Genomic DNA, 18,950 nt, shown 5'->3' with positions numbered 1-18,950 from the left:
CGTAACCACCAGATTTCCCTTGAGATGCCTGTCCGCGCAGGCGATCCAAGCTGAAAACACAAATAAGCAAGAGATATCAAACCATTAATCGATTTAAATTTTTTAAAATCGTTTAAATCGTTTAAATCGGGTTGGATTCGACCAGTATTTGCACAGCTTCGCAGCGTCGGGAGGTGTCATGAGAAGCACCCGTGTGACACGGGGGGCTTTATATGCCACATTTTGTACCCAATTTGTCCTGCATCTGCACAGCCGACCGATGCAGATAGGGACGACATGCCCATGAGGGAGCCGCTGGATATGGCAACAATCGCGCTTGTCGATGACGACCGCAACATTCTCACCTCCGTTTCCATTGCACTGGAATCGGAAGGCTATCGGGTCGAAACCTATACGGATGGAGTTTCGGCGCTGGAAGGACTTGGTGCCCGTCCACCCAATCTCGCGATTCTCGATATCAAGATGCCGCGGATGGATGGCATGGAGCTTCTGCGCCGACTGCGCCAGAAGAGCGATGTGCCGGTAATCTTCCTGACTTCCAAGGATGACGAGATCGACGAACTTTTCGGCCTCAAGATGGGCGCCGACGATTTCGTCCGCAAACCGTTCTCGCAGCGCCTTCTGGTTGAGCGGGTCCGGGCAGTTCTGCGCCGCGCGAGCAATCGCGAAACCGCTGCAAAGACGCCGGGCAAGCAGTCGCAATCGCTGGAACGCGGACAGCTCGTCATGGATCAGGAACGCCATACCTGCACGTGGAAGGGCCAGCCGGTCACGCTCACCGTCACGGAGTTCCTGATCCTGCATTCTCTGGCCCAGCGTCCAGGCGTGGTGAAGAGCCGCGATGCGCTGATGGATTCAGCCTATGACGAGCAGGTGTACGTGGACGACCGCACCATCGACAGCCACATCAAGCGCCTGCGCAAGAAGTTCAAGGCAGTTGACGGCGAGTTCGACATGATCGAAACGCTCTATGGCGTAGGTTATCGCTTCCGCGAGATCTAGACCTTGGGATCATCCCGGAGATGCGGTTGCCCGGCGCGCGCGTCGGCAAGACAGTGGCGATGAGTGCAGAAGCAGACAAGACGGAGCGGCGGTCCTCGAAGGCCGCACGTCCAGCGGGTCAGCCCTTTCTGGGTCGGCTTGCCGTGCCGCTGCGTCGTCTTTTCGGCCACTATGTATTCTCCAGCCTCACACGGCGTATCCTGTTTCTCAATCTCGCTGGCCTTGGCGTTCTGGTGGTCGGCGTTCTCTATCTGAATGAGTTTCGCGAAGAGCTGATCAGCGCTCGCGTCGAGAGCCTGATGACCCAGGGCGAGATTATCGCTGGCGCCATCGCCAGCTCTGCCGAGGTGGAGACCGATTCCATCCTTGTGGATCCCGACAAGCTGCTCGAGCTGCAGGCGGGGCAAAGCCTTCCGCCGCGAGGCGACCAGTTGGAGAGCCTTGATTTCCCGATCAATCCGGAACGTGTAGCCCCTCTTTTGCGAAGGCTCATACCGCAAACCCGCACCCGTGCCCGCATCTATGATCCGGATGCCAACCTGCTGCTGGATTCCCAGTATCTCGGACAGGTTCTTCGCTACGAATTGCCGTCTATAGAGGATGACGATGCGAGCATTTTCGATCAGGTCTGGCAGCGGTTGAAAGAGATTTTCCGTCGCCGGGATCTGCCGGTTTACAAAGAGCAGCCGGGAGGCAGCGGCGTGGCCTATCCCGAGGTGATGCGGGCACTCACCGGCACCACCAACCACGTGGTGCGCGTCAGCGAACAGGGCGAGCAGATTGTCTCCGTTGCAGTACCGATTCAGCGCTTCCGGGCTGTCCTCGGCGTGTTGCTTCTGTCGACGCAGGGTGGAGATATCGACAAGATCGTGGCTGCCGAGCGCAAGGCCATTTTGCGCGTTTTCTTTGTGGCTGCTCTGGTCACAGCCATCCTGTCCCTGCTTCTTGCTTCCACCATTGCAAACCCGCTGCGGCGGCTGTCTGCGGCAGCGGTGCGGGTGCGTCGTGGTGCGCGGTCACGAGAGGAAATTCCCGACTTTTCCCATCGCCAGGATGAGATCGGCAATTTGTCCTCGGCTCTGCGCGATATGACCAAGGCGCTCTATGCGCGCATTGATGCCATCGAAAGCTTCGCTGCCGACGTGGCCCATGAGCTCAAAAATCCGTTGACCTCGTTGGGCAGCGCCGTTGAAACGCTTCCGCTTGCCAAAGACGAGCGCTCACGCGAGCGGCTTCTGGAAATCATCCAGCACGATGTGCGGCGGCTGGACCGTTTGATCACCGACATTTCCGACGCCTCGCGCCTTGACGCCGAGCTTTCCCGCGAGGATGCAGACCGTGTGGAACTGAAGCAGTTCGTTGGCGATCTGGTCGGAGCGATCCGTGAGGCAGGCTCGACAAAGAAGCCCGTGGAGATAACCTTTACGGCCGAACCGAAGGGTGAAACCGAGACGGCCTATCTCATCCAGGGGCACGATCTGCGTCTCGGGCAGGTGATCACAAATCTCATCGAGAATGCTCGTTCCTTCGTGCCGGAAAAGACGGGACGGATTGATGTACGCCTGTCGCGCGCCGGCAAGCGCATCATCCTCACCGTGGAAGACAATGGGCCGGGGATTCGCGTGGAAAATATCGATCGGATTTTTGAGCGATTCTACACGGATCGTCCGGCCGGTGAAGCGTTTGGCCAAAACTCCGGCCTTGGTCTTTCGATCAGTCGCCAGATCATCGAAGCGCATGGCGGCACATTGACGGCGGAGAACATCGCCGGGGCGAAGCCTGGTGACATCAAGGGCGCCCGCTTCATTGTGGCTCTGCCCGCCGAGGCCTGACCGAAATGCCCAACTGCCACGCCACCGCCATTGTCGTCGCCGGAATCGGAATACTGGTCGAGGGTCACTCGGGCAGCGGCAAGACGATGCTCGCTCTGGAGGCCCTCGCCTTTTTCCAGGCGGCAGGCATCTTTGCAGCCTTTGTTTCAGACGATCAGGTCTGCCTCTCGGCACGAAACGGGCGTCTCGTCGCACGCACGCCTCGTTCCATCGCCGGGTTGGCCGAAGCGCGCGGTCTGGGGCCGGCAAGGCTGGACCATGTGCCGGCTACGGTCATCGATCTTGCCATTCTTCTGGTCGATGAGCAAAAGGCGCCACGCATCTCCGAGGAAACGGAGATTGTCCGCGAGGGCATTGCGATTCCGTGCGTGGTATTGCCGCAACGGCAGGCACGAAGGGCGGTCCATGCCATTGCCGCAACCCTGCAATTGCCGCCTTTTGGTCCGGGTTGCACCGCCGTTTGAACTTTATTTAGGCGAATCGCCGCAGTTTTGGGCTTGTCAACGGCCTGTGCGTTGACAAGATAGCGCTCTTGCCATGGGGCAGGACGAGACTGGGGCGTTTCCGGTCCTGTCTCCAACAGGGGTGGACCATCAGGGTCCGAACGCTAAGTGAAGAAAAACCGGATAAACGGGCAGGCCCGTGAAGCCAGTGGATGGAGTGAACGCGTGACAGGCTCGAGCGCAAAACCAAGCATTCGGATGATGTGCCGATGATCGGGCTCGTCTTGGTGACGCATGGCCAGCTGGCCGAGGAATTCCGCCACGCTGTGGAGCATGTGGTGGGCCATCAGGAAAACCTGGAAACGGTTTCCATCGGCGCCGAGGACGACATGGAGCAGCGCCGCCGCGACATTGTCGATGCGGTTGCTCGGGCAGACACCGGTTCGGGCGTGATCATTCTCACCGACATGTTCGGTGGAACGCCCTCCAACCTCGCGATTTCGGTGATGGACGCGGGCCGTGTCGAGGTGATAGCGGGCGTAAATCTGCCCATGCTCATCAAGCTCTCTTCCGCACGCGCCAATGACGACATGGCGCAGGCGCTTGATGAGGCGCAGGCGGCCGGTCGCAAATACATCAATGTCGCAAGCCAGGTACTGAGCGGAAAATGACCGGGGCCCAGGCAAACGATATCTCTGCGCGGACGCGGCCTTCGGAAGCGTTGACGCGCGAGTTCAGCATCGTCAACCAGCGCGGCCTTCACGCGCGGGCGTCGGCCAAGTTCGTGCAGATGGTGGAAAGCCACGATGCTGATGTCGAGGTCGAGAAAGACGGCATCACCGTGGGCGGTACCTCCATCATGGGGCTGATGATGCTCGCCGCGAGTCCGGGCTGCAAGATCCGCGTGAGCGCCAGCGGCCCGGAGGCGGAAGCACTGCTCGACGCCCTGCAGACCCTCATTGCAGAGCGCTTCGGTGAGGAGTGTTGAGGCTTATGTAGTCTCACACATGCACGAATAAAGATTTCTTTATGTCCATTGTGAGCGGCGGCGTGATCTGGTAGTCAGACACCAGCATTCGCGCCCGGCTTGCTGCTCGTGGCGCCCGGATTCATGAAAATCGGAGAGTACACCAATGAGCGCTGACAAGGATTATGTGGTCGCTGACATTTCTCTGGCCGACTGGGGCCGCAAGGAAATCGAGATCGCGGAGACGGAAATGCCGGGCCTGATGGCCTGCCGCGAGGAGTTTGGCACCGAGCAGCCGCTCAAGGGCGCGCGCATCTCCGGCTCGCTGCACATGACGATCCAGACCGCCGTTCTTATCGAGACGCTGAAGGCGCTCGGCGCGGATGTGCGCTGGGCCTCCTGCAACATTTTCTCCACCCAGGACCATGCCGCTGCAGCAATTGCAGAGAGCGGCACGCCGGTGTTCGCCGTCAAGGGTGAGACGCTTGAAGAGTACTGGACCTACACGGACCAGATCTTCCAGTGGAGCGATGGCGAGCCCTCCAACATGATCCTGGATGATGGCGGCGACGCCACCATGTACATTCTGATCGGCGCCCGCGCTGAGGCCGGTGAGGACGTTTTGTCCAACCCGGGCAGCGAGGAAGAAGAAGTCCTGTTCGCGCAGATCAAGAAGCGCATGGCTGAAACCCCGGGCTTCTTCGCGCGCCAGAAGGCAGCCATCAAGGGCGTGACAGAAGAAACCACGACCGGTGTGAACCGCCTCTATCAGCTCCAGAAGAAGGGCCTCCTTCCCTTCCCGGCAATCAATGTCAATGATTCCGTGACCAAGTCGAAATTCGACAACAAGTATGGCTGTAAGGAATCGCTGGTCGACGGCATCCGTCGCGCTACCGACGTGATGATGGCCGGCAAGGTGGCCGTGGTTTGCGGCTATGGCGATGTCGGCAAGGGCTCGGCCCAGTCGCTGGCGGGTGCCGGTGCGCGCGTGAAGGTCACGGAAGTCGATCCGATCTGTGCCCTTCAGGCTGCCATGGACGGTTTCGAGGTGGTCACGCTCGATGACGCCGCCCCCACCGCCGACATCGTTATCACGACGACCGGCAACAAGGACGTCATCACCATCGATCACATGCGCAAGATGAAAGACATGGCGATCGTCGGCAATATCGGCCATTTCGACAACGAGATTCAGGTCGCGGCGCTGCGCAATCTCAAATGGACGAACATCAAGCCGCAGGTGGACATGATCACCTTCCCGGACAACAAGCGGATGATCCTCCTGTCCGAAGGCCGTCTTCTCAATCTTGGCAACGCCACGGGCCACCCGAGCTTCGTCATGTCTGCTTCCTTCACCAATCAGGTGCTGGCGCAGATCGAGCTCTTTGTGCGCGGCGATCAGTACAAGAACGAGGTCTATGTCCTCCCGAAGCATCTCGACGAAAAGGTCGCGCGCCTGCATCTCGACAAACTGGGCGCTCAACTGACCACACTTTCGGAAGAACAGGCCTCCTATATCGGTGTCACACCGCAGGGGCCGTTCAAGCCGGAACACTACCGCTATTAAGTAAAATTAACTAAGACACAATATATTGATACCGGGCCATTGACTTTTGGCCCGGTATTATTTTTGTCGCGTGCCCTTCTTCACGGCGATTCGCTCACGCGGTACAGTGCTGTGATTCGCGAGGCGGCTGACCTTCCGGGCTGCGGGCCTGGCGAAAGGAAGGGGCGGTCTTGCCAGATCATGCGGCGGAGAAGGAACAAGACATGCCGGGGCTGGACCCGCTGAACGGCGGATCTACAGGCCCTAGGGGCCGACAGCGCAAAGCAGGCATCGTGCGGGGGCTGATGCGGTTACTGACGCTGACGACTGGTGTGGCAGTGCCTTCCGTGGCCGCCGCGCAGGCGACTGCGCAACTTGCACCGGGCATATCGGTCACCGCTGTCGAGGTCATCCAGATCGCGGTCTTTGCCGGCGTCATGGGCGCAGCATTTCTCTCTGCCATATGGTTGATCCGCCAACGCGCCCGCATCGCGTCTGAAAATCTCGAACTGCGCGCGCGGATTGCTGAGTTGAGTGGCGCACTCGGCCGCTCCGAGGCTCTCCTCAATCTGAAGGATCAGCGTGCGGTCGTCTGGGGCGGCGGTTCGGACAAGCCGGCGATTGTAGGCGATCTTCCACCTGGATGCGGTGCGCCGGACGAGCGTTCCGCATTCCTGGCGTTTGGGCGGTGGATGATGCCGCGTTCCGCCTCTGCGCTCGACCGCGCGCTCGCCACTCTGCGCGAGACCGGAGAAAACTTCGACCTGACCATCGAAACCAGATCCGGCACGATGCTGGAGGCTCAGGGGCGCAAATCCGCGCAGCACACGGTTCTGCGGTTCGTCTCGCTTGCCGGCGTGCGTGAAGAACATGCACGTCTTCAGCTTGAGCAGGATAATCTGTTGTCTGAACGTGCCACGCTTCTGGGTCTGCTCGATGCGCTCGACATGCCGTTCTGGCTGCGCGACAAGGCAGGACAACTGGCCTGGGTAAACCGTGCGTTTACCGGTGCGGTGGATGCCGCCACGGGTGATGCGGTTCTGCGCGAACAGGTTGAGTTCCTGCCCATGTCGGCGCGGGAGGAAATCATCAGCCGTCACCGCGAGGCCAATGAGGTGTTCCGGCAATCCTTGTCCGCCGTTGTTCATGGCGAGCGGCGGGTTTTTGCTGTCACCGATTACGCTGGCGGGCACGGCTCGGCGGGCATTGCTGCCGACATCAGCGAAGTGGAAACGATCCGTCGGGAATTTGAGAGCACGGTTCAGAGCCACTCCGACACGCTCGATCAACTCACCACAGCGGTGGCGATTTTCGACGAAAACCAGAAGCTGCGCTTCTTCAATCAGTCGTTCCAGAAGCTCTGGGACCTCGATACGCCCTTTCTTGAGAGCAGACCTGACAACGCATTGTTGCTCGACCGGCTGCGCAGCGAAGGCACGCTGGCCGAACAGCCCGAATGGCGGCGCTGGAAGGAAGGCCTCCTGTCCGCCTATCGCAGCATGAAGCCACAGGAACACTGGTGGCACCTGCCTGACGGACGCACGATCCGCGTGATCGCCAATCCGCAACCCAAGGGTGGCGTGACCTGGGTTTTCGAGAATTTGACGGAAAAGTTCGATCTGGAGAGCCGCTACAATGCGGCGATGCGCGTTCAGGGCGAAACGCTGGACAATCTCACCGAAGGCGTCGCGGTGTTCGGGCCGGATGGGCGTCTGCGCCTTTCCAATCCCGCATTCCAGCGCATCTGGAACCTGCCGGATCAGCTTGTCACGCCCGAGGCGCACATTGCCGATATTCGAGCGGTGTGCGACCCGCTGGCCAAGGAAAGCCCGTGGCACAGCTTCGTCGCGTCGGTCACCGGGTTCGATGACGAGCGGCGCAGCCAGCATGGTCAGGTGGAGCTCTCAAACGGTTCCGTACTGAGCCATGCCACGATTCCGCTGCCCAACGGCCAGGTGATGATAACCTTTGTCGACATGACCGACAGCGTGAATGTGGAACGCGCGTTGAAGGAAAAGAACGACGCGCTGCAGAAGGCAGACAAGCTCAAGAACGATTTCGTGCAGCATGTTTCCTATGAACTACGCTCACCGCTGACCAACATCATCGGCTTTACCGAACTCCTGAACCTTCCGGAAACGGGTCCGCTCAATCAGAAGCAGCGTGAGTATCTGGATCACATAGGGTCCTCATCCTCCGTGCTGCTCACTGTCGTGAACGACATTCTCGACCTTGCGACGGTTGACGCCGGCATCATGGAACTGGAGATCGGAGAGGTCCGGGTTGGCGACATGGTGGAGGCTGCGGCCGGGCTCATTTCCGAGCGCCTGCGCGAGCACCAGATCCGCCTCGACGTGCAGATGGACGATGGCGCACTCGTTTTCCATGCAGACGAAAACCGTGTGCGGCAGGTGCTGTTCAACCTGCTCTCCAATGCGGCCAATTACGCGCCCGAACACAGCACAATCCGCCTTTCTGCGCGGCAATATGACGACGCGGTGGAATTCAGCGTCCATGATGATGGGCCGGGCATGGCACCCGATGTGCTTGAAACCATCTTCAAACGTTTCGAACCGCATGTTAATGGCGGCCGCAGACGTGGTGCGGGGCTTGGCCTCTCCATCGTCAAGAGCTTCGTTGAGCTGCATGGCGGCTCGGTTCACATCGACACGGGCGAAGGGCGCGGAACCACGGTAACCTGCCGGTTCCCCTCCGCGCCGACACAGGCGCGGGTCGCCGCAGAGTAGCCAAACCGTATGACAGCACGCGTTCTGGAACGCTTCCTGCCGGATGAAGACGCAACCACGCTTTTCGGCGAGGATATCGCCGTGGCGTTGCGGCCCGGCGATATTCTGGCTCTCCGAGGCGATCTCGGCGCCGGCAAGACGACCCTCGCCCGTTCCATCATCCGCGCTTTGGCCGACAATCCGGAGCTGGAGGTACCAAGCCCCACCTTCACGCTGGTGCAAAGCTACGACGCGCGCATCCCCGTGCATCATTTCGATCTCTATCGGCTGGCCGATCCCGACGAGTTGGAAGAGCTCGGCCTGTTCGAAGCGGCAGAAGATGGCGTTGCGCTTGTGGAGTGGCCGGAGCGTGCTGGCGAGCGTTTTGCTGATGCGATCCGCATTGAGCTGCACGACAGCGGCGAGGGCAGGCTTGCGGTGATCGCGGGGCCCGGGGAAGCGATGCTACGGCTGGAGCGCAGCTTCGCCATTCGTGATTTTCTCAACAATGCCGGCGAGCCGCGCGCCCACCGTGCGTTTCTCCTCGGGGACGCCTCACTGCGTGCCTATGAGACCGTGACGACACGCACGGGTGCCCGTCGCATTCTGATGAACGCGCCGGAGCGCCGCGATGAGCCGCTGCTTGCCTGCGGACGCCCCTATAGCCGGATCGCCCATCTGGCGCAGTCCGTCGCCGCCTCCGTTGCCATGGCAAACGCCATCCGCGCCCGTGGCTTCTCGGCCTATCAGGTCTATGCACAGGATCTGGAAACAGGGCTTCTCCTGACAGAGCATCTTGGCGAGACACCGTTTCTCTCGGCCGAGGGCGAACCGGTTGCGGAGCGCTATATGGAGGCCGCGCGCCTTCTGGCGGCACTTCACCGCGATGCCTGGCCGAAAGAGATACCCGTCAACGATCAGCTCATCCACGAGCTGCCGCCCTATGACGGCGAAGCGCTCGGCATCGAAGTGAGCCTTCTGACCGACTGGTACATGCCGTTCATGGCCGGACGCCCCGCAAACGATGCGGAACGCGCGGGCTATATGGAACGCTGGAACCGGCTCTTCGCACGCCTTGAAGACTTCGAGAAAAATCTCGTCCTGCGCGATTTTCACTCGCCAAACCTGATCTGGCGCGGCGAGCGCGAAGGGTTCGACCGGCTGGGGCTGATCGATTTGCAGGATGCGGTGTGCGGGCCGGCGGCCTATGACGTCGCCTCGCTTGCGCTCGATGCCCGCGTCACCATGCCCGAAGCGCTGGAACGCGCTGTGGTGGAAGCCTATTGCGCCGCCCGTGCCGAGCAGGCGCCGTTTGACCGCGAAGCTTTCGACGAGGCCTATGCGATCTGCGCCACCCAGCGCAATTCCAAGCTGCTTGGCACCTTCGTGCGGCTGGAGCAGCGCGATCACAAGCCTTTCTACATCAAGCACCTGCCGCGCATCCGCGCCTATCTTCGCCGTGCAATGCGCCATCCCGTGCTGGACGAGCTGCGCACATTCTATGAAGAAGCCGGCTTCCTGAGCGGAGACGAGGCATGAGCGGAACGGTCCCGACAAAGGCGATGGTGCTCGCCGCCGGGCTCGGCAAGCGCATGCGCCCCATCACCGACACCATGCCCAAACCGCTGGTGAAGATCGCCGGACGCACGCTGATCGACCGAGCGCTCGACATGCTGGAGCGTGTCGGGGTCGAGACGGCCGTGGTGAATGTGCACTACCTCGCCGACCAGATGGAGGCGCATCTGGCAGGCCGCACCGCGCCGAAGATCGTCATTTCCGATGAGCGCGCGCAGCTTCTGGATTCGGCCGGTGGCATCATTCACGCCCTGCCGCATCTGGGAAACGCGCCCTTCTTCATTCTAAACGCCGATACGTTCTGGCTTGAATCTGGCACGTCCAATCTCGAGCGCATGGCACTTGCCTGGGAGCCTGACAACATGGATATTCTCCTCATGGTTGCAGACACCGAACAGGCGACGGGTCATTCCGGCTCGACCGATTACCGAATGGATGCACAAGGCCGCCTCACCCGTGATCGCGGCGTGGAAGGCGGCGTCATCTATGCCGGCGCGATCGTGCTTCACCCGCGCATCTTTGCCGGTGCAGGCAATGAGCCGCAGTCTCTCAACGCCTATTTCGACGCAGCCGAAGCCAAGGGCCGGCTTTTCGGCATGAGAATGGACGGCGCGTGGATCACCGTCGGCACGCCGGATGCCATCGCGCCCGCCGAAACGGTGGTGGCGATGCACACCGAGAAGAGCGATGCTGGCTGAAGATAAAAGCCGCGTCTTTTCCATTCCCCCCGGTGTCGGCTTTCTGGAGACGCTTGTCGAAGCTCTATTCGGTGGAAAGCTCGTGCCGGGCTTTCGCCACACGGGCGATCCGCTGGCGCTGGCCGATGTCACCATCTATCTGCCGACCCGCCGTGCCGCCCGCGCCCTGCGCGATGTCCTGCTGCGAAAGCTCGACGGCCAGTCCGCCATCCTCCCCGTCATTCGCCCGCTGGGCGAGTTCGATGAAGAGGCCGCGCTGTTCGATACGGAGGGTGCCACCGCGCTCGATCTCGCCCCGCCGATAGAGGCGCTGGATCGCATCCTGTTGCTGGCACCGCTCGTGCAGGCGTGGAAGGCGCGGCTGCCCGGCCACGTGGCCGCACTCTTCGAGGAAGGCGTTGTGGTGCCGGCTTCGGCGTCGGATTCCATCTGGCTCGCGCGCGATCTGGCCGGCTTGATGGACGAAATCGAAACCGAGGAAGCCGGCTGGACGAAGCTTGCCAGCCTCGCGCCCGATACGCTGGCGCATTGGTGGCAGGTGACGCTCGAATTCCTGCAGATCGTCACCGCCCATTGGCCAAAGCTGCTCGAAGAGCTCGACCGTTCCAACCCCGCCGCACACCGCAACGCGATGCTGGCAGCAGAAGCCGCGCGTCTCAGGGCCCACGCACACAAGGGCCCGGTCATCGCTGCCGGCTCCACCGGCTCCATACCGGCGACCGCCCGGCTTCTGGCGACAATCGCCGGGCTGGAAAACGGTGCCGTGGTCCTGCCGGGTCTCGACACGCGGCTCGACGCGCGTGCCTGGGAGGCGGTGGGCGATGCGGACGAGCCATCTGCCTTCGGCCATCCGCAGGCCGGCTTGAAAAAGCTGCTTTCAGCGATGGGCATCGCGCGCGAAGCGGTGGTGGAGCTTGGCGAGCCTGCCCCGCCGCTCGCCCTGCGCCGTGCACTGGTCAGCGAAACCCTGCGCCCGGCCGAGACCACGGATGCCTGGCTCGAAAATCAGGCGCTGGCAGCCGATGCGACAGAAGGGGATGCGCTTTCCGGCGTGACCCTGGTCGAGACCGCAAACGAGCGTGAGGAAGCGCTGTCGATTGCCGTTGCGCTGCGCCTGGCCCTGACCGACGAGAACGCCACGGCAGCACTCGTCACACCCGATCGCGGTCTGGCGCGGCGTGTCGCGGTGGAGCTGCGCCGCTTCGGCATCGAGGCGGATGATTCCGGCGGCACGCCGCTCGCCGACACGCCGCCGGCAACGCTCGCCCGACTGCTGCTCGAAACCGTGTTCCGCCCGGGTGAACCCATCGCCATGGTGGCCCTGCTCAAGCATCCCTTGCTCCGGCTGGGGCTGAAGCGCGCCAGCGTGCGCCGCGCTGCCGAGACCATCGAGCTCGTGGCGCTGCGCGGTGGCACGGGTCGGCCAGACATCGCCACGCTCGATGCGCTTTTTGAAACACGCTGGGGAGCGATTGAACGCGACACGCGCAAGCCTTTCTGGTTCCCGCGTGTCAACGACGCCGCACTGGCCGAAGCGCGCGCGGTGCTCGGTGCTCTGGTCGAAGCGCTGCGCCCACTGGTCGCCCTGCGCGGGCAATCGGGCATCGGCGTGCCCGAGATGGCGCGCAAGACAGTCGAGGTTCTCGAAGCGCTGGGTCGCTCAGAGGATGGCAGTCTCACCAGTTATTATGACGGCGAGCGCGGACAGGCCATGGCCGCCTTCCTGCGCGGTCTGGTGGGTTCGCAAACCACCCTGCCCTTCGATGCCGCCGAGTGGCCGGCGGTCTTTGCCGCGCTCATCGCCACCGAAGTCGTGAAACCCACCATGGGCGCAGACAGGCGCGTGGCCATCTGGGGCACGCTGGAAGCACGGCTTCTGCATGTCGACACGATGGTTCTGGGCGGCATGAACGAGGGCACCTGGCCTGCCATTCCCTCCTCCGACCGCTTCATGTCGCGGCTGATGAAGGCCGAGCTTTCGCTGGAGCCGCCGGAGCGACGCATCGGCCAGGCCGCGCATGATTTCATGATGGCGATGGGCACGAAAGAGGTGGTGCTGACACGCGCCGCCCGCGCCGGCGATGCGCCGGCTGTCGCTTCACGCTGGCTGCAGCGCCTCACGGCGTTTGCCGGCAAAGATGTTGCCGAAACCATGCGCGCGCGGGGCCGGGAGCTGATCGCCTGGGCACGCCTTCTGGACGACAGGCCGGACGAGGATTTCGCCCCACGGCCCGAGCCAGCACCGCCCGTCGAGGCGCGCCCCACCCGCTTCTCCATCACCGAGATCGAGACGCTGCGGCGCGATCCCTATGCCGTCTACGCCAAACGCATTCTGGCGCTTGTCGCGCTCGACCCGCTGATCCGCGATCCGGGTGCCGCAGAACGCGGCAATCTCTTCCACGATGTTCTGGAGCGCTTCATCAAGGAGGTGGAAGACCCGACGGCCCCCGACGCGCTCGACCGCCTGATCGCCATTGGCCGCGAGCTTTTTGCCGAAGCCGGTCTCCCGCAGGATGTGGCAACGGTCTGGTGGCCGCGCTTCGAGCGCACGGCGGCCTCCGTCGTCGAATGGGAGCGCGGTCGCGCCGAAGGCATCGCAAAGCGCCATGCCGAAATCCGCGCCTCGGCCATCGAGGTGGCAAAGCTCGGCCTCACCCTTTCAGGCCGCGCCGACCGCATCGACATCCGCGCCGATGGCAGCGCCGAAATCCTCGATTACAAGACCGGCGCCTCGCCGTCGCGCCGGCAGGCACACACGCTTCTCTCGCCACAGCTTGCGCTGGAGGCGGCGCTGCTTCAGCGTGGCGCCTTCGCCGATATCGGCCCCGCCGAGCCCGGCGACCTCGCCTATGTGCGGCTCAAGGCCAATGGCGAGGTGGTGCCTGAATCCATTCTCCGCATGAAGGACAGCGACAAGACCGCGCCCGGCATGGCCGAAGAGGCATGGGAACGGCTGGGGCAGCTTCTCGCCCATTATCACAAGCCTGAGACAGGCTATCGCTCGCGCGTCCTGCCTTTCCGCGAGGGCGATGTGGACGGCGATTACGATCATCTGGCGCGTGTGCTCGAATGGTCTGCCGGCGGCGATGCAGGCGATAGCGGAGGGGACGAATGAAAAAGTTTCCCTTCATCCCCGAGGACACGATAAAGGCGCAGTCGCTTGCCGCCGACCCCACCACATCGGCCTGGGTTTCGGCCAATGCCGGCTCCGGCAAGACGCACGTCCTTGCCCAGCGCGTGATCCGGCTTCTGTTGCAGGGGGCGGACCCGTCCAAGATCCTCTGCCTCACCTACACGCGCGCTGCCGCTGCCAACATGGCCAACCGCGTGTTCCGCGATCTTGCCGGCTGGAGCCTCCTGCCCGACGAGGCGCTGTCCGATGTGATCGCAAAGATGGAAGGCAAGGCACCCAGCCGTGAAAAGCTCGCCCGCGCGCGGCGGCTTTTTGCCCGCGCGCTGGAAACGCCGGGCGGTCTGAAAATCCAGACGATCCACGCCTTCTGCGAGGCGATCCTGCACCAGTTCCCGCTGGAGGCAAACATTGCCGGCCATTTCGAGCTGCTCGACACGCAGATGGAGGAGGCGCTTCTCGCCGAGGCGCGGCGCGATCTTCTGTCCGGGGCCGCCGGCGAGGATGGCGCGCTGGCCGAAGCCTTTGCCGAGGTGCTGGAGCGTGGTGGCGAGAGCGGCTTGCAGGAGCTCCTGTCGGAGATCATCGCCCGCCGCGACGGCTTGCGCACCTTTATCGATGAAATCGGCAACGACCCGGTTCCCTACAGCGCCCTGTTCGAGGAGTTCGATTTCGCAGCCAATGACACCGCAGCATCGATTGCCGCCTCCATCTGGCCGCTTCCGGGCTTCGATGCCGGCGCGTTTCGTGCCTTCGTGGCCGAGGCGGAGGCCGTCGACGCCAAAACGGTTTTGAAGAGCATCGTGCCCGATGCCAGCCGCGCCTTCGAGGAGGCGGACCCGCTGCGAAGGCTCGACCATCTGCGCAAGGGCTTTTTGAAGGCCGATGGCGGCGTCTATGGCGAGACCACGTTCAAAAAGGCGCTGCGCACCGCCCTGCCCGACATTGTGGAGCGCTATGGCGAGGCGGCGGAGGCAATCCGCGATGCGGTCGACCGCGTGGCGCTTTTCCGCATGCTGGAGGCAACGCGTGCGGCCCTTGTCATCGCCGATGGCATGATCGCCCGCTATGAGCGGCTGAAGCGCGCGCGCGGCTTTCTCGATTTCAATGATCTCATCATGCGCACCATCCGGCTTCTGGCCCGCGCCGACGCCGGACCGTGGGTGCAGTACAAGCTCGACAAGGGCATCGACCACGTGCTGATCGACGAGGCGCAGGACACGAGCCCCGAGCAATGGCAGATCGTGCGCCTTTTGGCGGAAGAGTTCTTTGCCGGCGAAGGTGCGCGCGAAGGCCTCCTGCGCACCATCTTCGCGGTGGGCGATGAAAAGCAGTCCATCTATTCGTTTCAGGGAGCGGAGCCTGCGGCCTTCGGCGAGAGCGGCCGCGCTTTTGAGAAAAAGGTGCGCGAGGTCGAGCGCCGTTTCGAGCGTCTGCGCCTGCGCTATTCCTTCCGCTCCACCGAGGATGTGCTGCGCGCCGCCGATCTCGTGTTCTCGAAGGCTGATGTGGCGCAGGGGCTGACGCATGATCCCGAGCCGATCGAGCATCTGGCGGTTCGCGCGGGCCAGCCCGGCTATGTGGAAGTCTGGTCGCCCATCGCGCCGGTCGCGGTGGATGAGCCGGAAGACTGGACGGAGGCCATCGACCATGCCTCCGCACCCGCCGTGCGGCTGGCCGAAACCATCGCGCAGACGGTCGAGGACTGGATCCGCAATGGCGAGATCATCGAAGGCACCGGCAAGCGCCTCACCGCTGGCGATGTGCTCGTGCTCGTGCGCAAGCGCGACCGGTTCGTGCACGCGCTCTCGCGCAGTCTGAAAAACCGCCACATCGATGTGGCCGGTGCGGACCGCCTGCGGCTCACTGCGCACATCGCCGTGCAGGATCTGATCGCGCTTGGCCGCTTCCTGCTTCAGCCGCATGACGATCTCTCGCTGGCAGCAGTGCTGAAAAGCCCTCTTTTCGGCATGGATGAGGAACGCCTCTTCCGCCTTGCCTGGAACCGCGGGCGCGCCGTGCCGCTGTTCGATGCCATGCGCGCGCAGGCGCTGGAGGATCCGGCCGTGGCCGGCATGGTCGAGACCCTGCAGAACTGGCAGAACGAAGCGGCTTTCAAGCCGGCTTTCGAGTTTTATGCCAGTCTTCTCACGGGCACACGTGAGCGGGAGGGCGCGCGTCGGCTTTTCGTTGCCCGGCTTGGCCATGAGGCAAACGACATTCTCGACGAGTTCCTCTCCTTCGCGCTCGCAGGTGAGCGGGCGGGGCTGAACGGGCTCGAAGCGCTGCTTTCGGCGCTTGAAGGGCAGGCGCCGGAAATCAAGCGCGAGATGGACCAGACGCGCGACGAGCTGCGCATCATGACGGTTCACGCCGCCAAGGGGCTCGAAGCGCCGGTGGTGTTTCTGGTCGATCCGGGCAGTGCGCCCTTCGTCTCCCAGCATCTCCCCAAGCTCATGCCCTTCGCGCCGCGCGGTGAAGGCTGGCAGGGCAAGGGTTTCCTCTGGCGCGCCGGCAAGGATGTTTCCAACACGGTGGCCGCGCGTTTCGAGGCTGATGCGAAGATCAAGGCGGAGGAAGAATACCGCCGCCTTCTCTATGTGGGCATGACGCGCGCCGAGGACCGCCTCATCGTCTGCGGCTATCACGGCCAGCGCGAGCCTCAGGAATTGACCTGGCTCAATGTCGTGCGCGCCGCGCTTTCCGGGGCCGACCGGGTGGAGGAACGGGCGAGCCCGGAAATCTGCGTTCCGGTCTATCGCTATCGTGTCAGTGATGCACCGGCAGTGAAGCCTGAGGTAGAGAAACCTGCTGAGACCGCGCCCGAAACCGCGCTTCCCGAAGCCCTGCTCACCCCGCCGCCCATGCCGGTCGATCTGCCGCGCCCGCTTTCGCCGTCACGCGCTGGCGCTCTGATCGAAGCTGATTACGAGCCGGTCCCGTCTCCCCTCTCGCCGGTTCTCGATGAGGCGAGCAGACCGGGCTTTGCCATCCAGCGTGGTCTGGCCGTGCACAGGCTTCTGCAATTGCTCCCCGAATGTCCGCAGGAAGAGCGAGAGGCTGCAACCGATCGCTATCTCAACCGTGTCGGCGGCACCTGGAGCAGTAAAGAACGGGAGGCTGTCTGGCGCTCTGTCTGCGCGATCCTTGAGGACACGCGCTTCGCGCCCATCTTCGCGTCGGGGTCCCGCGCCGAAGTTTCGGTGATGGGAGAACTCACGCTTGGCAAGCGCCGCCACGCCGTCTCCGGCAAGATCGACCGCTTGGCTGTCACCGATGAGGCGGTTCTGATTGTCGATTACAAGACCAATCGCCCTGCCGCCGAAACGCTGGAAGAAGCACCCGCCGCCTATGTCGCGCAGCTTGCGCTCTATGCGGAGCTTCTGAAACCGCTTTATCCCGGCCGCCGGATCGAAGCAGCCCTTCTGTTCACCGAAACGCCGGTCCTGCTGCCGGTGCCCGGGGATCGACTGGCAGACGCGCTTGAACGACTCACGGGAGCGTGACACAAGAGAGCTTGACGCGACCCCGCGCCACCCCCACATGTGGTGTGACCGATTTGCCGATAAGGAGAATTCCCATGGCCACCGTGAAGGCGGACAAGAACAATTTCCAGTCCGACGTGCTGCAGGCGTCCGAGCCCGTGGTTGTTGATTTCTGGGCCGAGTGGTGCGGCCCGTGCAAGATGATCGCGCCCGCGCTGGACGAGATTGCCGCCGAGCTCGGTGGCAAGGTCAAGATCGCCAAGGTGAACATTGACGAGAACCCGGAACTCGCCGCGCAGTATGGCGTGCGCTCCATCCCGACGCTCATGATGTTCAAGGGCGGCGAAGTGGCCGACATGAAAGTCGGTGCTGCACCGAAGACTGCTCTCTCGGCCTGGATCAATGGTGCCGTTGCCTAAAACGTCACCTGCAGAGACATGAAAAGCCCGGCCTCGTGCCGGGTTTTTTGTTGGATGGGTGAGTCTGTGTTCATGTGGACGCGCCGCCATGGCATTGATGGGGTGCGTGGTTCGACAAGCTCACCATGAGGGAGGGTGTATGACTGCAACACCAGCTGAAACACCGTGGAGACAGGCATTTCTGCAAGGCTCTACATCCCTCATGGTGAGCTTGTCGAACCACGCACGACGGTACTGCATTCGGTCCTCAACCCCACACAAGCAGTGCGATCAGACCGACACTGCCCACGAGCAGCCGCCACCAGCCAAACAGCGCATAGCCACGCCGCGATACGTAGCCAAGCAGCCAGCGCACCACCAGAAGCGCAGCAAAAAAGGCGGCGATGAAACCGATGGCGATGATCTTCACATCCGCTGCCGAGAGAAGATCGTAATTCTTGTAGAGATCATAGGCGAAGGCGCCGGTCATGGTCGGCATGGCGAGGAAGAAGGAAAACTCCGCCGCCGAGCGCTTGTCCGCGCCCATCAGGAGCCCTCCGACGATTGTCGCACCGGAGCGTGAGGTGCCCGGGATCATCGAAAGGCACTGGAACAGACCGATACCAAGATACATGGAGAGCGGGAATTTCGTGATGTCATGGTAGCGCGGCTTGTTGGCCCGGCGATCCACCCAGAGAAGAACGAAGCCGCCCAGAATGAGCATTGCGCAGATCAGAAGCGGCGTCTCGAAGAACACGGTCTTGATGATCTTGTAGGCCAGCACACCGATGATCGCAGCCGGCAAAAAGGCAATCAGGATGCCGATGACGAAGCGCTGCGTTGCAGGATCGCGCGGCAGAGCGACAAGCATCTGCCAGAGGCGCGCGGCATAGACGCTGAGGATCGCCAGTATCGCGCCGAGCTGGATCAGAACCTCAAACGCCTTGCCGGTGGATTCAAAACCGAGGAAATGGCCGGCCAGCAGGATGTGACCGGTCGAGGAGACGGGTATGAATTCCGTCAGTCCTTCGAGGACGCCGAGAAGGAGGGCCCCCACGATGGTCTGATCCGTCATGTTTGCTCCTCAATCACGGCTTGCTTGTCAGCAGATACGTCTCCCCCTATAGCAGAAGGGAGTACTTGCAGAA

General features: G+C 62.6%; 13 protein-coding genes. 12 read left to right on the top strand and 1 reads right to left on the bottom strand.

All coding sequences use genetic code 11. The annotated features are described in order from the left end of the window. Nucleotides 1-300: 300 nt before the first annotated feature. The 12 genes from P2W41_RS01440 to trxA all read left to right on the top strand — a co-directional run bounded on the left by P2W41_RS01440 (nucleotide 301) and on the right by trxA (nucleotide 17,823). A complete protein-coding gene (locus tag P2W41_RS01440; protein WP_229450074.1) occupies nucleotides 301-1,002 on the top strand; it encodes a response regulator transcription factor in 702 nt (233 codons plus the stop codon). A gap of 59 nt (nucleotides 1,003-1,061) precedes the next feature. After that, on the top strand, nucleotides 1,062-2,834 hold the full coding sequence (locus P2W41_RS01435; RefSeq protein ID WP_404934903.1) for a stimulus-sensing domain-containing protein: 1,773 nt from the start codon (nucleotides 1,062-1,064) through the stop codon (nucleotides 2,832-2,834). Between the two features lie 5 nt (nucleotides 2,835-2,839). Continuing rightward, the gene (locus P2W41_RS01430; RefSeq protein WP_404934101.1) at nucleotides 2,840-3,298 is read left to right on the top strand and encodes an HPr kinase/phosphorylase; all 459 of its coding nucleotides are present in this window, start codon (nucleotides 2,840-2,842) and stop codon (nucleotides 3,296-3,298) included. A gap of 248 nt (nucleotides 3,299-3,546) precedes the next feature. Then, complete coding sequence (locus tag P2W41_RS01425) at nucleotides 3,547-3,948, top strand: PTS sugar transporter subunit IIA (RefSeq protein WP_292898278.1); 402 nt, start codon at nucleotides 3,547-3,549, stop codon at nucleotides 3,946-3,948. Then, nucleotides 3,945-4,265: an HPr family phosphocarrier protein gene (locus tag P2W41_RS01420; protein ID WP_292898279.1), complete on the top strand. Its 321-nt coding sequence runs from the start codon at nucleotides 3,945-3,947 to the stop codon at nucleotides 4,263-4,265. The genes P2W41_RS01425 and P2W41_RS01420 overlap by 4 nt, the downstream gene beginning before the upstream one ends. A 145-nt stretch (nucleotides 4,266-4,410) precedes the next feature. Next, nucleotides 4,411-5,811 (top strand): adenosylhomocysteinase, encoded by a 1,401-nt coding sequence (gene ahcY, locus P2W41_RS01415; RefSeq protein ID WP_292898280.1) that lies wholly within the window; start codon nucleotides 4,411-4,413, stop codon nucleotides 5,809-5,811. Between the two features lie 203 nt (nucleotides 5,812-6,014). Continuing rightward, entirely contained in the window at nucleotides 6,015-8,537 is a 2,523-nt protein-coding gene (locus P2W41_RS01410) for an ATP-binding protein (protein ID WP_404934100.1), read from the top strand. Nucleotides 8,538-8,546: 9 nt separating this feature from the next. Continuing rightward, nucleotides 8,547-10,055 carry a tRNA (adenosine(37)-N6)-threonylcarbamoyltransferase complex ATPase subunit type 1 TsaE gene (gene tsaE, locus P2W41_RS01405; protein WP_404934099.1) on the top strand — a complete coding sequence of 503 codons (1,509 nt, stop codon included), beginning with the start codon at nucleotides 8,547-8,549 and terminating at the stop codon, nucleotides 10,053-10,055. Further along, entirely contained in the window at nucleotides 10,052-10,789 is a 738-nt protein-coding gene (locus tag P2W41_RS01400) for a nucleotidyltransferase family protein (RefSeq protein WP_404934098.1), read from the top strand. Before tsaE ends, P2W41_RS01400 begins: the two co-directional genes overlap by 4 nt. Continuing rightward, complete coding sequence (addB, locus tag P2W41_RS01395; protein WP_404934097.1) at nucleotides 10,779-13,904, top strand: double-strand break repair protein AddB; 3,126 nt, start codon at nucleotides 10,779-10,781, stop codon at nucleotides 13,902-13,904. Before P2W41_RS01400 ends, addB begins: the two co-directional genes overlap by 11 nt. Continuing rightward, the gene (gene addA / locus P2W41_RS01390; RefSeq protein WP_404934096.1) at nucleotides 13,901-17,425 is read left to right on the top strand and encodes a double-strand break repair helicase AddA; all 3,525 of its coding nucleotides are present in this window, start codon (nucleotides 13,901-13,903) and stop codon (nucleotides 17,423-17,425) included. Before addB ends, addA begins: the two co-directional genes overlap by 4 nt. 74 nt (nucleotides 17,426-17,499) lie before the next feature. Beyond that, nucleotides 17,500-17,823, top strand: a complete 324-nt coding sequence (trxA, locus tag P2W41_RS01385) for a thioredoxin (RefSeq protein WP_007009092.1) — start codon at nucleotides 17,500-17,502, stop codon at nucleotides 17,821-17,823. A gap of 247 nt (nucleotides 17,824-18,070) precedes the next feature. Here the strand turns inward: trxA and P2W41_RS01380 are convergent, their stop codons facing one another. Next, nucleotides 18,071-18,877 (bottom strand): undecaprenyl-diphosphate phosphatase, encoded by an 807-nt coding sequence (locus P2W41_RS01380; RefSeq protein WP_404934095.1) that lies wholly within the window; start codon nucleotides 18,875-18,877, stop codon nucleotides 18,071-18,073. Nucleotides 18,878-18,950 lie beyond the last annotated feature (73 nt).

This window comes from Nitratireductor sp. L15S-10, from assembly GCF_045011005.1.
Taxonomy (GTDB): Bacteria; Pseudomonadota; Alphaproteobacteria; order Rhizobiales; family Rhizobiaceae; genus Nitratireductor.
Note: the sequence above shows the minus strand (reverse complement) of the source record. Positions and strands in the feature narration are given on the sequence as shown.